The organism is Methyloprofundus sedimenti (genome assembly GCF_002072955.1).
Classification (GTDB): domain Bacteria; phylum Pseudomonadota; class Gammaproteobacteria; order Methylococcales; family Methylomonadaceae; genus Methyloprofundus; species Methyloprofundus sedimenti.
Genome location: NZ_LPUF01000001.1, coordinates 498,153 through 514,201, shown reverse-complemented (window position 1 = coordinate 514,201; position 16,049 = coordinate 498,153). Strand labels below are relative to the sequence as shown.

Below are 16,049 nucleotides of genomic sequence, written 5' to 3'. Positions count from 1 at the left end.
TTATATTTTTTGAAACTCAAGAGGTTGGCGAAGTATTTGAAAACTTCCGTTTAATGGTAACCAATATCCCTGTGCTGTCAGCATATAAACTTTAACTATATTATCATGCATATGCACTTTTCCGTAGCCCTGCCAGCCGGTATGATCCTTATTTATAGCAGGTATAGCCTGGGCAACATCAGGACGATCAAACCCATAAATAGCAACACCTCTTACAATATTATCCTGATTGGTTAATACAATACAGCCTGGATCAGAGCCGTTATCATAAGCCCAGCCTTGAGCTTCAATAATCTGATCATTGCGCAATCTTACATGATCAAAAACACCCTGGAATTGTTCAGTGCCAGCGAGCTGAATATTGTTAACCTTGCTGCCTACTTCAGGGCACTGCGCAAATAAACCATTAAAAGGAATATGCTCAGCAACAGCAAGCCTTCTGGTAATCGATTCCATTTTCTGATATGAAATAAGCGGCAGGCCTGTTGCATTAATCAATTCAATATCAATAGCACGGGAGTATATAGAGGCAAGTGACAATGACTTTTGTGCTGCACGTTTCAACAAAGGTTCAGCAACAAATTGCCCGACCCGATAGGTGTTAAAAATAAGGAAACTACTGATACCTAATAAAATAACCAGAGAAAACTGGCGATAAATTGCACGCTGCTGCAAACAAAAAGTCAGCGCCACCATAATCCAGGCCAGCCAGAATAATGCTGGCAGGCTTCCATAACGAGAAGCGAATACCTGTTCTAAACCAAAGCCAGAACGTGCAAGTGCAGCCATCGCAGCATTGCCGCACACATAAAGCTGAATACTAATCCACGGAATAATAGCAAACCAGTAAGTTTTTTTATGATAAATACAGGCAATCATAACCAGCGAACTTACTACACCAAAAATACCGCTAATCAATGCATAATTCAATTCCAGTGTAAATAAAGCACCGATAAAACTGAATATATAAGTCGCCAGCACAAGCACTGATTGCTGGATGGCAGGATGATGAGCAGGCGTGCTATAAGTCAAAAAATAGAGGCTTAAAATACTTATGCCGAATATAGCAATCGACAGCTGATCTTGACGACTTAATTTATATAAAAATGCTGCAATAATCAGAGTAGGAAATAATGCCAGGCTGGTGCTATAGGTAGCGATAGCGCATAGACTTAAGCCAAAAATCAAGTAGAAACTAGTCCTGTTGTTACTCCTTGAATAACGTTGCAGCGCAATAATAGCAGCAATAGAAAAAAAGTTAGCCGTAATCCAGGCGACACCACTCATGCCTAAAATCCAGTTATGAGCCTGTCTCGGACTGAATGTAAAAGCTGCAACAGCAAATAACAAGAGCGTAAACAAAACAGACGATTGTTTTTTTTTAACCGGCAATAACTGATAGAGCAGCAATACCTGTAGCAGTGCCATAAACCAGGCAAACAGACTCAGGCCTATATTATTCCCCCCGGTGATAATTAAATTAGCGGCATAAACTACTTTTGGCAATAAGGTGTAATGTTCATTACTACGCCTAATCCAGTCCAGCAAGTTAACCGACAACTCACCGTTTTTCCGGTTGATAATTTGCCCAATTTCTCCCCAGTAATCATTATCAGGGAGCCCGCCAGAGTGAATTGCATAATATAAAATTAATGATGCTGGAATTGCTACAGCAATAAATTGCAGGGTATAAAAAATAGTATTTCTTGGCATATAATTAAAGTATAAAAATATTTTTCCTGAAAAATACTCTAGCGGGTCGTTAATTCAATATAATGAATCGCACTCTTGTATTAACTCAAGAATCATTACAACTTGATTCTTATCAATTAAAGGCTCGTGATGCATACTCGTGATATCAAACTATCAACACACAACACAAAAAACTCTTTTTGTAATCAACGAGCATGAGGACTGTTTAATAATATTTATAAGCAAAGCGGGATAGCTTTTCTGTGCTTTCAACCACAGTCAATAAAGCCTAAGTAAAGCAAAATAAAAATTTAATCATCTCACAAAAATCCAACACTTAACTAAGCTGAACAACACCGGAGCATCTACTGGAAAGCAGGTTTTGCGCCCACCTGCTAATGGCTGAATAGGTATTTAATGCCTGGTTAAAACTGATTTTAGTCCACTTTATAATATTTAAATAATCCAAAGAAAGTTGAGATACAAAGAACCCGACCGACATCGAGAACCCGCACCTTATATGTTATTAGCATGCGGCCAGGCAAAAGAAAAGTCTTCTCGATCAAGAGTTAAATTGGGGTTATAAGCAGGGTCTCTTAACAAGCCCTCCCCCCAGCGATGTTTCATATACGCGACTTCTTTATTAAAACGCGCCTGTTTCTCAGGCGTATCTTCATAACCTCGACTAGCAGATTCATAATGATACATTTCAGCATAAGGAGTCCAGACATTATAAAAACCTTGTTCCTGAATACGTAAACATAAATCTACATCATTAAAAGCGACAGATAAATGCTGTTCATCAAAACCACCGACCTGATCAAATACGTCTTTTCTAACCAGCAAACAAGCTGCGGTTACCGCTGATAAATTCTGCGCTAATAATAATCGGCCGCAATAACCGGGGTTATCTCTTGGCGAATGCTTATGCGAATGCCCTGCTACGCCACCTAAACCAACAATAACGCCCGCATGCTGGATAGTGTCATCTGGGTAATATAATTTAGCCCCTACTGCGCCTACCTCAGGATGTACTACGTGACTGACCATTTCATCCAGCCAGTCAGCATTAATCACTTCCAGGTCATTATTCAATAAAGCGATAACTTCGCCTTTGGCTTCAGCAACGGCTTTGTTATTTAAGGCTGCATAATTAAATGGGCTATCATCACGAATAATACTTACCCGAGGATTTTCTTGAAGACGCTGTAAATATCTTAGCGAAACCAGATCATTACTACCATTATCGATAATAATTAATTCATAATTAGGATAAGTGGTTTTGGCAAAAATACTTTCCACACAGCGGTGTAATAAATGGAAACCGTTGCGCGTCGGTATCACTATACTGACTAGCGGTAATACCTCAGGTAATAAATATCGTACTCGTACCGCACCTGGCAACTGCTTATGTGCTGATACCTCTGCAGGACGGTGCTGGCGTTCTAGTGCACTCGCTACAGCTTTTTCAATCCTGGCTTCGGCATAGGGTTTTTCATGTACGCCATTTGCTGTACTACCGGCAACGGCACGCCAGTGATACAGAATGCGTGGAATATGTACAATCTGCTCAAGTTTTAACCCTGCGACATAACGTAATGCCAAATCATAATCCTGCGCCCCATCAAAGTCTGGATTAAAGCCGCCTAAGGCATTGACTTGCGCGGTCTTATAAACGCCTAAATGGCAAATAAAATTATGCGATAACAATAATTCAGGATTCCAGTCCGGCTTAAAATAGGGTGCATAACGCTTTCCCTGCAAATCCATTTTATCTTCATCAGAATAAATTAACTGTACATCAGGGTGCTGTTGTATGCTTCTTACCACCCAGTACAAGGCATCGGGTGTCAATAAATCATCATGATCCATTAAGGCTACATAATCCGCCTCGACTAATGACAAGGCGCTGTTAGATGCCGCAGAAATATGCCCGTTTTGCTCACGAAAAACGACTTTAACCCGAGAATCTTTCCGCATATAGGACTGCAAAACTTCTCGCACGTAACCAGCAGTGGAGGCATCATCTGCAATGCATAATTCGAAATTGCCATAGACCTGCCGCAAAACAGACTCTACGGCATTGACCAGACAGTCTTTATCTGGATTATAAACCGGCATTAATACAGCAATTTTTGGTGGATTTTGCCATGTCTTAACGTCTCCCCTATATGCCGATAATTCCTGTTCATGCCATTGACTTTGTGCCGTAAGCCAGGCGTCATAATCGAAAAAATTAATCAACTCATGCTTATCAGCCTTTTCTGTCTTGCTTAGAAGACCTGATATTTTTTTCGGTGTGTTTTTCATTCCGCGCACTACGCGGTAACTGATTTTATTATGTACTCGCTGTAAAACCTGTTCCAGATGCTGGATATTATCTGTTAAACAGGCAACTCTATCCATTAAGAAAACTTGCTCTGATGATAATCTGGTATTTTTTTCCTGCTCTAGTTGTAACTGTGCCGTCAAATCAAATAATGCTTCATCTAAAACCACCGTCGACTCCTGCCATGCCTTAATAGCCAGTTGGTGATTTTTATTATGTTCAGCTTCGGTATTTAATCGTTGCTCTAAGAACTTTATTACTTCTTCAAGCTGACCAATATGCTTTTGATGATGTTTGTTATGTTCTAGTTCGGTCTCTAGTTGATGCGCCAAAGCAACTATCTTTTCTTGTTTTTCACCATAAAACACGCCAGAACTCACTAAAGGCTTAGGCGCTAAAGGTTGAGGCAAATGCTGCAACAATTCTTCTGGTGTCGGACGCGCTTGAATAATAAACTGATACGCAACGGCGTCAGGAGTATGCAATAATTCACGCGCCATTGGGGATGATTGCAAACCCGCATTTGCTAAATGCTGATCAATGACTTCATCAGCCAAATCTTGTATGCTATAGCTAATATCACAACAGACATATCCCGCTTGCATTAGCATTGAAATTAAACCATCCCGGGTGTAAAAATGTAAATGCGTATCATCTAGCAACCCCAGTGTTTCATAATCAAAATGTCCCTGCAATAACTCCAGGCGTATAGATGCATGCGCGACATTGGGCACCGATGCTAAAAGATAGCTTTCAGCATGTAGAAAAGGCTTTAAACTGGTCAGCATTGCCGCAGGGTTTTTTAAGTGCTCCAGGACATCCGCACATAAAACAACATCAAACTGCTGACCCTCTATTTCTGCCAGCCAGGTATCAGTATCCAGATCGGCAACAATAGCCTGCACACAAAAAGGCGCAGCCTGCTGTAGAACATCCGCATCAATATCCACCCCAACTACATCACAAGCCAGCTCCTGTTGCAAAAACGCAGATAAATAACCACTCGAACAGCCTAACTCCAGAATGCGCTGCTGAGGCTTAATGCGACGCGCCAAACCCATATGCGAGTCATTTTTCTCAGCGGTATCAAGGGTAAATTGGTATTTTTTTTTACTCATATATATTATTAACAAACTTCGACGATCTGGATATTTACAGCTATAGAGCGAACTTTAGCTCACTAGATCCCAACATTTTTATATCAAGATTAAACCTGCACTCATCAACAGACTAAAGCCTGCCCTACAATGATTACTCAACTTGTTGCTGTTTTAATTTCTGCACATTTTCCAGATTAGCTTTATACACCGCAACCACCTGATCAACTCCTGAGGGCTTTAAGCCGCCAGCGTTCCCGGCTGCCGTATAAGTCGCATAAATACCGGATGCAGACATTAATGCAGCATTAATCATCTGCTGGCTTTTACCTTCATTTTTCATTTCATTCGCTAATGCAATAAATCGCTCGGATAGCAAATTGTATTCACGCATTGTTGGTTTAGTCATATTTCACACTCATTTTTTAAATAAATCATTAATTTCGTTTTATGGCAAACCAGCCACTAATATGGGGCGATATTTTAGTTTTCCGGTATGCTCTTGGTTCGGTCCCGCCCTAAACATAAAGCGCAGTAAAACCAGCTTACTGCCTCATTAACGGTAAAGCCTGCCACAACCACCATTGCTCGGGATAAGCTAAAACCTGCTGTTCCAGTAATCCAACCAACTGAAGCATAATGTCTTGCTCATTTAAATGTTCAGTATCAATGGGTGGATAAAATTTTGCGCGCAGCCCTGCCCGTGACTCGAACACATAAAAAGGGACAATTAACGCCTGTGCCCTTTTTGCGATTTTTGCAGGACCTAAAGGAAAACGAGTCTCTTTACCTAAAAAAGGCAAACTTATACAGCCATTTTTATCGCCCGAATAAGGAACATCAATAAATAAACCCATCACATGCTCATTCAGGGCACGATAAATAGGTCGAGCTGAATCTCCTTCAACCAAAAAAGGTCCGCCAAAACATTGTTGTAGCCAGGCCAGTTTTTTTAGTCGATACTGATATTCATCTTCAGGCAAGCCATGCTCATTTGTTTCCCCACCATCACGGGTAATAGTTCCCACTGAAACGCCCTGCGCTTGCATACCCACACCTGCCATCCAGAAGCGACCAAAATGACCACTGCTGATAATGACACGCTGCCCTGCCTTCCGGGCATCTGTTACATGGTGAAAATCTTCTAACCGAATAAATTGCTCTACTTGCCGGGCTGTTTTACGCGTTCTAAAAAAAAAGGTATCTAAAGCCTCACGTTCAACCATACCAAAAAAATAATCAGCGCTGGCCTCCAGTGCATCCCGACCTTTCTCGGAAAAAACCGTTTGCATTTGCTCAATAATCACGTTTTTTTCGGCTACATACCCAGTTCGCGAAAATCGGCCAGATAAGCTGGCAAGGCGATAAGCTATACTTTGCGGCAGCTGCGCAAGTAAAGGCAATAAAAAACGGTATTTAAAGCGTAAATTCATACCGGCGCACTCCATTGATGCTCAAGATACGTTACTCCTACCTCTGTGCCTGTCTGCCTGACTTTAAATTCACAGCAACTTTGCATGGAATCATACACATGCGCACTGGTGGTATCAATTAACCAGATCTCCAGGCTATAGTGTCCGGACAATAAAGTTAATTCAGGAATCTCATAAACCACACCCAGGTCATTTTTGTCTTCGCCAGTAAATAAAGCAACGTTATCCAAGACAGTACTCACACCAAAACACTGCACACCATCATTGCGTTTGATTATAATGCCTATATGCACATCTTCTAGAGCCAGACTGCTCTGTTTATGCGCCATCACCTTTACTCGGAAGGCGTCACCAGTCCGGTATATAACGACATCATCACCTGTCTTTTTAACACGTAGTAACGAGGCATCCACTAAATATGCCGTTAACTGACTTTTGTCCGTCTTTTCTATGCTTTCAGATTGAACAGGCTTAACAACGGACACTCTATTCTGCATGCGCACATGATCATTATACTGATCAATGACTTCACCACTATTACCTTGTGCCTGAATCACGCCCTTATCCAGCCATATGGCTCGTTTACATAACTCTTTGACATGATAAAGACTATGCGAACAAAAGACTAAAGCCTTGCCCTGATCCTTAAACGCCATCATACGATCCATGCTTTTCTTCTGAAAATGCTGATCGCCAACTGATAAAGCCTCATCAACTACCAAAATATCAGGATCAACTGATGTTACTACCGAAAAAGCCAGGCGCACAAACATACCCGAAGAATAGGTTTTAACCGGTTGATAAATAAAATCAGCTAACTCGGAAAAATCAATAATATCATCCACTTTTGCAGCAATTTGCTCAGCACTCAAGCCCAGCATTGCACACCCCAAATGAATATTTTCCAGCCCGGTAAAATCTGGATGAAAGCCCGAGCCTAACTCCAAAATTGCTGACACGCGCCCATTAACAATCAATTCGCCCTGTGTAGGCTGCATGGTACCCGCCAAGAGCTTTAATAGACTACTTTTACCGGCACCATTATCGCCAACGATACCTAAAACCTCGCCTGGTTCACAGCGAAAACTGACACCCTTTAATGCCCAGAATTGCTCATGATACTGTCTTCTAAAAACCAGCTCTTTTAAGCTATCAATTGGTTTCTGATAGCGTCGATAAGCCTTGGCTAAATCAGTTGCGATTAAAGCACTCATACAAAATCCTTGGCACGTGCTATGGATTTTTGAAAAAAATAAATACCTAAGAATAACAGCACGATTGAAAAACCTGCGACATAGACCAGTCCGATATCAGGCATTTCTCCTCTAAGAATTACTGCACGATAAGCATCCAGCAAATGATACATGGGATTTAAATTATTCATCGGTATAAACTCGGCCGGAATCATGCTGACTGGGTACACAATAGGCGTTAAAAACATCAACACTGTCAGCAGCAAACCCAAAGCCTGGCGCAAATCCTGAATAAATACCGATAAAGTGGCCACCATATAACCCAAAGCAATACTTAAACAAAGCCGGATCAAAATCAGTACAGGTAATAACAGCAAATACCAGGACACTTGTTTTAGCAATAAAAAAGTCGCTAACACGATAACAACTAAGGCAACAATCTCTGTCACCACCGTAGTCAGCATGGGTACTAACGGTATCAGCAAGGCGGGTAAGGTAGATTTATGCAATAAAGAGCTGCCAGTGAACAAAGAGTTACTCGCTGCCAGAATGGCATCCTGAAAAGCAAAAAATGGCATCATTGCAGCCATTAGATACAAAGCAAAATCATAAGAATTGTCCATGCCGGGAATTCTTACCTTCATAATCACAGAAAACACAAATGAATAGACAACCACCATCATCAAAGGCTGTAAAAACAGCCAGAAAATACCGAGCATGGTTCCTTTGTATCGACTGGAAAGATCCCGCGTGATTAACAAACGCAAGACATGAGTGTGAGAAAAAACGGTTTTTACTATAGTCAAGAAAGTTTCCTAAACTGATTTGATAAACAATCTTTGCTGTTGCTCTACGACAAGAAGCAGCCAATCACAAAATTATATACTTTATCATAAAAGATGTAATACAGCCCATCATCATATAAACAACGTCATACTATCTGGTCATAGATAAAACCCCTTCGCGCTCAGATTTTCAGTCCTCAGCAAGAAAACGTCTACCGATTCTCAGATATTAAATTTGCATTCAAATTCTTTACAGCCCTTATGAATCTGGAATTTTTGTTTGGGCATGTGGACGTTATTTATCTGAAAGTCTATAGTGGCCGAAATCTTACACTATTCCTTAGTCTAAAAATCCAGCCTGGTTGATAAAGTGACGTGTATAAGAAATCTCATCATTATGACTATTGCTCACTTGTGGAATAACAGTTCGCATAACTAGGTTCAGGACTATTTTAGTGAATGGGGTTCATTTAAGATTGTGACTCCCTGAAAAAAAACATAAAATGCTTAATCACATAGCTAGCTTGAGATTAAGGCAATGCCAACCCCGTCCCCAGTAATATCACTTGTCATTCCTATTTTCAACGAAAGCTCTGACATAAGCCAAAATCTACAGACTATCTTATCAGCGGCATATTGTGGCGAAGACATGCCAATTGAAATCATTGCTGTAGATGATGGATCTACAGATAACACAGTGGAAAAAATTGCAGCCTTAGCACGCAATGATTCCCGCATTCACCTAATCGAACTCACTCGTAACTTTGGTAAAGAAGCAGCGATACACGCCGGTCTTAAAGCCGCAGAGGGAAAGGCAGTTATTATACTTGATGCCGATTTGCAGCATCCGCCTGAATTAATTCCACAGATGGTAAAACTTTGGTCTAGTGGCGTTTTAGTTGTTGAAGCGATTAAGGCCGATCGTGGTAGAGAACCCATAGCGAGTAAGGTTTTCTCGTATATTTTTTATGCGCTATTTCACTTTTTCACTCATCTGAATATTCGCGGTTTATGTGACTTTAAGCTACTTGACCGGCATGTTGTAAATACTTACCTGGCGTTCCCCGAGAATCAACGTTTTTTCCGCGGGCTGATTGACTGGTCAGGATACCCGTCAGCACGGATACCCTTTAAAGTTGCATTAAGAAAAGGGACGGGGGGGAGCCGCTGGAGTCGATTTCGGCTACTCTGTTATGCAATAGATAATATAACCGCACTATCCAGCTTACCTTTACGCATTGTGAGCTGGACAGGTGCTTTTAGTCTAGCACTCGGCCTTATAATAGGTATATTGAGCCTTTGGCAAAAATGGCAAGGTGTTGCGCTTGATGGCTTTACCACCATCAATTTACTCATCGTTATCATCGGCGGAACAGTGCTTATGGGGCTTGGTATTATCAGTCATTATTTGAGGCGCATTTATGAAGAAGTCAAAGGCCGCCCTAGCTACCTGATAAAACCCAAAAAAAACCAGGGAAGTAATAAATGATCTGGCTTCTTTCTATTATCGCCATATTATGCAATGTTGCTGCGCAAGTGTCGATTAAACTGGCCAGCCAATCAGACCGTACATTAATTAAAGGCTGGGATGCATGGATAAGCCCATGGCTGACTCCGTGGATTATTGTTGCAATCATACTTTACGGTGCAAGTTTCGTGCTTACTGTACGCATATTTGCCCTGCTGCCGTTGTCACTGGCTGCACCCGCCATGGCAGGAGCTACCTTCCTCCTGGTTGCTGTAGCAAGTATATTAATTTTAGGTGAGCACATTTCTTATTTGAAACTTCTGGGTATGATTCTCATAACCTCTGGCATATATTGTCTGGTTCGCTATCCCTGAGCAAATAAAGTATTTATCTTTATAAGCAAGCTATTTTTATCATCAAGACGCTCTCAAACCCAGGCTGTCCGTTAGCAGATAGTCCGCAATAATATTGTCTATATACCCAGGAATGAAGCGTATTTTATTCGCCATTTTCAAATCAGCCAATTTACATTTTCTATGCTAAAGATTCATTTTTTCTTAAAATAAATATGCAGACATTTACTAGCTCAAAAAGCATCACTGCGCTTACACAATTTCTCCGCAACCCGACGCCTAGCCGGCTTGAATGGTCACTGATCATTGCGCTGACTGTCTTGTTAACAATAATCTTACATGCGGATGCGCTTGGAGGATATTGGCGATCTGATGATGGCTTTCATTTGATGTTTGCCACTGAATACAGCCCTTGGCAATATTTTTTTGAACCTTCAATAACACGCGCTCAGTCGGGTGCTAATGTCACGCCCTGGAATGCCTTGTTTTATGACCTAAACCTGTCGGTATTTGGATTTGAACCAGGAGGTTTTTATGCCCATTTGTTGCTTGTCATTATTGGCTCCGCATTATCCCTATATGCCTTATTAAGGTTATGGCTCCCATTCCCCTCCGCAGCACTCGGAATCATCTTATTTCTCACGGGAAGACCTACCTTTCACTTAACTCAGAAGCTAATGAACAACCATTACTTAACAGGGATGCTTTTTTCCTTGTTAAGTCTTTACTTTTTCACACATTACTTACGTCATGGCAAGCGCTATAAATTATTATCTGCTGTCATTCTGTATGCACTGGCAATGACTTGCAAAGAGATTTATGTCCCTCTCATAGGGCTATTGTTTGTCATACCTGCTGGCAACTTAAAGCAGCGACTGATGGCCATGTTGCCATTTGTATTAGTCGCTGTCGCGTATACCCTCTGGCGCCATGAAGTCCTTGGCGCATGGGTGGGCGGGTATGTTACCAATAAAAGTGATATAAACTATTTAAGTACGGTGAAACAATTAGCAAATGTCGCATTTTTGCTTTTCGATAAGCATGGCTGGGGCCTTGCCGGAGTAGTTATCGTCGCTATAATGTCATTAATAGCAGCCTGCAAAGGACTACTGAACATACCATTATTGATTGTTGCTATCATCATTCTATTCGCCCCCCTGCTCCCGTTGACACTTTACCCGGGCATTAACCAGCCGGACAGATATCTTTTCGCGATCTGGACAGCGCTCTGTATCTGGGTAGCCATTATATTTCAACCCGCTAAATCCGATAATAATCGTACACCTGCATTGCAAGCCCTGCCGGTCATCAAGTTACTCAGTGCATGTGGGTTGATTATTGCCAGTGTAATGGGCCTGCTAGATGAAAAACGGCACAAAACGGGTGACGTACAATTATCAGAAGCGATGTATCATTTTGCATTAGAAACAGACTTTTCCAAGCAAGCACTGATCCTGGATGCGAATGAAAATGGAAATTACTGGGCTTTTGTTGGTTCAGAAGCTCGCCGCGCATATGATAATTCAAAAAAACACATTCCCGCTCCGGCACTTATTTTTGTCAATAAGTTAAATAGTTTATTACTATTAGATCAAATTGCCCATGACCATCAAATAGATCTTTCTGCTATCCAGTTTCTTCAATATCATAATGGCACTTTTAGCCCTGTCAATATCAAGCCCATCATCAATAACTCACTAAACCTTCTAAACTCGGGAAAAGACCAAATGTTGCAGATCACATTTAGTCAGGAGCAAGGACGACTAAACTGGCTTTTTCAACCTAAAGGCATAAGCTACTCGGCAACCTTATGGAGAGAAAAGCCAAATAGATTACAATATTCTATCGTTGATATACCGGATCAAGGCGCGTTTCCAATAAATATACAAGATAAAACTCAAATTTCCCTGACTGCCACCAGTCAAAATGGATGGATAGTAGCGACACCTAAATTTAAACTAAATACGCATCAGCAAAAAATAGTCTGGCATGGAAAAACTGACTTAGCGCAGTACACTGATAAATTAAAATCACTACTTTCAAGTATAGATAGTCATACTAACTCAGCCGTCATACAGAGCCCCTAGATGATGCAAATAAACATTTGCCTTACATAGCCTTTAATCATTCAACGCGCTTTTATTAATCTTTCATTGCTATGTGGGCACTGTAATTCAAATGCGTTTTCAACCTTGTCCAAATCAATACGACTTCCTATAAGAGATTATAAATAAGAGTATACTGACAATTATTTGCCTGGGAACGAACATAGTTTTAACTAAACGACAAAGATATTAAGCCTTATTTATGCCTATACAGCCCTCAAAACAACAGAATGATGCCTCATTACCCCTATTATCGCTAATCATTCCCTGTTACAACGAAGAATTAGTGATACTGGAAACAATACGCAAAATTAAAGCATTCTGCACTGAGTGTGTTGATCTAGAAACAGAACTTATATTTGTTGATGATGGCAGTGAGGACAATACGCTTGCACAATTACGCGCTGCTGCAATTAAAGACCGCAAAATTAAAGTTATCAGCTTCACCAGAAATTTTGGTCATCAGGTTGCCGTCACTGCAGGAATAGATGCGGCAAAAGGCGATGCAGTTGTGCTTATTGATGCCGATTTACAGGACCCGCCCGACGTTATTCATCAAATGATAGAGAAATGGAAAGCAGGGTATGATGTTGTATATGGTACCCGGAGCAGACGTTCAGGAGAGTCTGCCTTTAAGCGTTATAGCGCACAGGTTTTTTACCGTTTGCTAAACAAGCTCTCCGATGTTCCGATTCCTCTGGATACAGGTGATTTCCGTCTTATGACACGACCAGTTGTCGAGTCCCTGAAAGCAATGCCAGAACGCGATCGATTTGTACGCGGCATGGTCAGCTGGGTTGGCTTTAAACAGATTGCCGTGCCCTACAACCGAGCCAAACGTTTTGCCGGTGAAAGCAAATATCCACTGCGAAAAATGTTACGTTTTGCCACCGACGGAATACTATCCTTTTCAACCAAACCCTTGCAGATATCAATTGGCTTAGGCATGTTAGCTGCCTGTATCGCACTTGGAGGAATCATTTATGCTATCGGCATGCGCCTTTTTACTGATACCTGGGTTGAAGGCTGGACAGCGTTAATGATTGCCATTCTATTTCTTGGCGGTGTGCAACTTATCTGTGTCGGAATTTTGGGAGAATACATAGGCCGGATTTACAATGAAGTAAAACAGCGCCCTTTATATATCGTCAAGGAATATCTTGGGTTTTCTAATGAAGAGCCTGTAAATTCTCACAGCCCTATCGTGAAGCGTAAATGAAAGCGACTCAAATGGCCCGAATTACTTTAGGTCTGGTATTTGCTTCATTTTTTATCTGGTTAATTGCAAAGCAAGTTAATTTTGCTGAGTTAAGCAGTGTTTTGGCTAATACAAATCCAGAATGGATCTTTGCTGCGCTAGTCGCATTCTGCTGCGGATATGCCTGCCGCATTGCCCGATGGCGCAAAATGCTGCTGCAAGATTCCCCCACGCTAAGCTTTAAAAATTGTGCCGGACCACTGTTAGCAAGTTTTGCTGTCAATAATGTCTTACCCTTTCGTTCCGGAGATGTAATGCGGGCTTTTGCCTTTAATCGTCAGCTAAAAACCAGTTCCGGCATCGTTTTGGCCTCTCTTTTTGTCGAGCGCCTGCTGGATTTACTGATGGTTCTACTTATGCTGGGTGCTGCGCTGACGATGTTTCATCTAGACTTTGAACGCTTTGCCGGTGTGGGTAGCATGATGTTAATATCATTATCCTTACTCATTATCCTGGTGTTACTTTTTCCCCGTCTATTTACCCCGCTAATACGGGTGCTAAATCGCATTATAATTAAACTATCCCCCGGTTTTGGCTATAAATTAGCGGTTGAAATCAATAAAGGCTTGAACACATTGCTACACCTTGCAAAAAAAGGCACCATGCTGAAATTAATACTCTGGTCATGTGCAGCCTGGCTGTCAGAAGGTATGCTTTTCTGGTGTGTGGCAATGGCATTACTACCCGCTATTGAATTAACTCAGGCAGCCTGGCTAGCCTTACCTGTAGGAACTCTTGCCACACTCATTCCCGGCACCCCCGGCTATATCGGCACCTTTGACTATTTCACCATTAAGGCCATGACTAGCCTGGGCAATACAACGGCGGCATCGACTGCCTATGCATTATTAGTCCACGCACTGTTGTGGCTGCCTCCAACACTCACTGGAGGCCTATACCTACTGGCTAATAACATTCAGAAACCACGTATAAAGAATGAATATGACACTTAATACTCAGCCTCATGTCGCCATTATCGGTGGCGGATTTACAGGCCTTGCAGCAGCCTATGAACTCACTAAACAGGGCATTCAAGTAAGCGTTCATGAAAGCGAAGCTGAAATTGGCGGACTTGCCTCAGCGTTTGATGTGCAAGGAGAAAAACTCGATCGTTTCTACCATCACTGGTTTACCAATGACCAGCATGTTATGCAGCTGATTGATGAATTAGGCCTAAAAGAAAATGTAAGTATAAATGCTACCAATACCGGTGTTTATTATGCCAATAACTTTTTCAAATTATCCACCCCCTGGGATTTACTTAATTTTACGCCTTTGCCTTTCCTGGATCGTATTCGTCTGGGATTACTTGCACTACGCGCACGGCGAGTTAAAAACTGGCAGGAACTGGAAGATAAAACAGCGGCAGAGTGGCTTAAAGAGCTGGGCGGTGAAAATGTTTATCGAATAGTCTGGGAACCGCTACTTAAAGGCAAGTTTGGTCCTGTAGCAGAGGAAATCTCAGCCGTCTGGTTCTGGAATAAATTAAAACTAAGAGGTGGTAGCCGTGGCAAGGGCGGCGAGGAACGCCTGGCTTATTTCAAAGGCGGCTTTGTTGCACTTGCCGAGGCTTTAGCCGTAAACATTCAGGCTCAGGGAGGACTAGTATCAACCCGCTCAAAAGTCTCTGCAATTCACCCGGTCGCTAAGCAATGGCAAATAACATCTTCTAGCGGCACATACACAGTAGATCATGTATTAGTCACTACTGCCCTTCCTCTAGTAGCCGACATGATTCAGGGCTGGGCTGACTCCGATTATCTTGCAAGCCTGCGGCGCATCAATTATCTGGCAAATGTATGCCTGGTTCTGGAACTGAAACACTTACTATCCAATACTTACTGGCTTAATGTTAACGACCCCAGCTTCCCTTTTGTCGGTGTTATTGAGCATACTAATTTTGAACGACCGGAGACCTATGCAGGGAGACATATCGTTTATCTGTCAAAATATCTGCCCCATACTGACGCACTGTATCAAATGACGGCTGATGAAGTACTTGATTACGCACTGCCTTATTTACAGAAAATGTTTCCTGCTTTGCAGCGTGACTGGATTCTAGCACACCATGTATGGAAAGCACGCTGGTCACAACCCGTGGTAGAAAAAAATTATAGTCAGATAATTCCGTCACATGAAGGTCCTGTACCAGGTTTATATTTATGCTCGATGGCGCAAATATACCCGGAAGACCGAGGCACTAATTATGCGATACGCGAAGGACGCAGTATAGGCAAGCGTCTAGCAACAAAGATCATCATTCAGAAATAAAGATTAATTAAATCTGAAAGTATAGGGTGTATTGAGGCACGAAACGCATCCTATCTTATAGTACC

At 41.8% G+C, this 16,049-nt stretch carries 12 protein-coding genes; 6 read left to right on the top strand and 6 right to left on the bottom strand.

All coding sequences use genetic code 11. The annotated features are described in order from the left end of the window. The 6 genes from AU255_RS02130 to AU255_RS02105 form a co-directional block, all read right to left on the bottom strand. A complete protein-coding gene (locus tag AU255_RS02130; protein WP_080521346.1) occupies positions 1-1,713 on the bottom strand; it encodes a hypothetical protein in 1,713 nt (570 codons plus the stop codon). Between the two features lie 495 nt (positions 1,714-2,208). Further along, positions 2,209-5,139, bottom strand: coding sequence for a glycosyltransferase (locus tag AU255_RS02125; protein WP_080521345.1), 2,931 nt, complete (start codon positions 5,137-5,139; stop codon positions 2,209-2,211). A 133-nt stretch (positions 5,140-5,272) separates the two neighbouring features. Continuing rightward, complete coding sequence (locus AU255_RS02120) at positions 5,273-5,527, bottom strand: DUF3144 domain-containing protein (RefSeq protein ID WP_198942517.1); 255 nt, start codon at positions 5,525-5,527, stop codon at positions 5,273-5,275. Positions 5,528-5,663: 136 nt separating this feature from the next. Further along, positions 5,664-6,551, bottom strand: a complete 888-nt coding sequence (locus tag AU255_RS02115) for a lysophospholipid acyltransferase family protein (RefSeq protein ID WP_158083027.1) — start codon at positions 6,549-6,551, stop codon at positions 5,664-5,666. Beyond that, positions 6,548-7,765, bottom strand: coding sequence for an ABC transporter ATP-binding protein (locus AU255_RS02110; RefSeq protein WP_080521343.1), 1,218 nt, complete (start codon positions 7,763-7,765; stop codon positions 6,548-6,550). Before AU255_RS02110 ends, AU255_RS02115 begins: the two co-directional genes overlap by 4 nt. Beyond that, entirely contained in the window at positions 7,762-8,550 is a 789-nt protein-coding gene (locus AU255_RS02105) for an ABC transporter permease (RefSeq protein ID WP_080521342.1), read from the bottom strand. Before AU255_RS02105 ends, AU255_RS02110 begins: the two co-directional genes overlap by 4 nt. A 517-nt stretch (positions 8,551-9,067) precedes the next feature. Here AU255_RS02105 and AU255_RS02100 point away from each other — a divergent pair. From AU255_RS02100 to AU255_RS02075, 6 genes are all read left to right on the top strand, one after another. After that, a complete protein-coding gene (locus tag AU255_RS02100; RefSeq protein ID WP_080521341.1) occupies positions 9,068-10,018 on the top strand; it encodes a glycosyltransferase family 2 protein in 951 nt (316 codons plus the stop codon). Then, positions 10,015-10,371: a DMT family transporter gene (locus AU255_RS02095; RefSeq protein ID WP_080521340.1), complete on the top strand. Its 357-nt coding sequence runs from the start codon at positions 10,015-10,017 to the stop codon at positions 10,369-10,371. Before AU255_RS02100 ends, AU255_RS02095 begins: the two co-directional genes overlap by 4 nt. 194 nt (positions 10,372-10,565) lie before the next feature. After that, complete coding sequence (locus AU255_RS02090; RefSeq protein WP_080521339.1) at positions 10,566-12,437, top strand: glycosyltransferase family protein; 1,872 nt, start codon at positions 10,566-10,568, stop codon at positions 12,435-12,437. A gap of 220 nt (positions 12,438-12,657) precedes the next feature. Then, entirely contained in the window at positions 12,658-13,674 is a 1,017-nt protein-coding gene (locus tag AU255_RS02085; protein ID WP_080521338.1) for a glycosyltransferase family 2 protein, read from the top strand. Then, positions 13,671-14,666 (top strand): lysylphosphatidylglycerol synthase transmembrane domain-containing protein, encoded by a 996-nt coding sequence (locus tag AU255_RS02080; RefSeq protein WP_080521337.1) that lies wholly within the window; start codon positions 13,671-13,673, stop codon positions 14,664-14,666. The genes AU255_RS02085 and AU255_RS02080 overlap by 4 nt, the downstream gene beginning before the upstream one ends. Continuing rightward, positions 14,650-15,984 carry an NAD(P)/FAD-dependent oxidoreductase gene (locus AU255_RS02075; RefSeq protein ID WP_233144531.1) on the top strand — a complete coding sequence of 445 codons (1,335 nt, stop codon included), beginning with the start codon at positions 14,650-14,652 and terminating at the stop codon, positions 15,982-15,984. Before AU255_RS02080 ends, AU255_RS02075 begins: the two co-directional genes overlap by 17 nt. Positions 15,985-16,049: the final 65 nt, after the last annotated feature.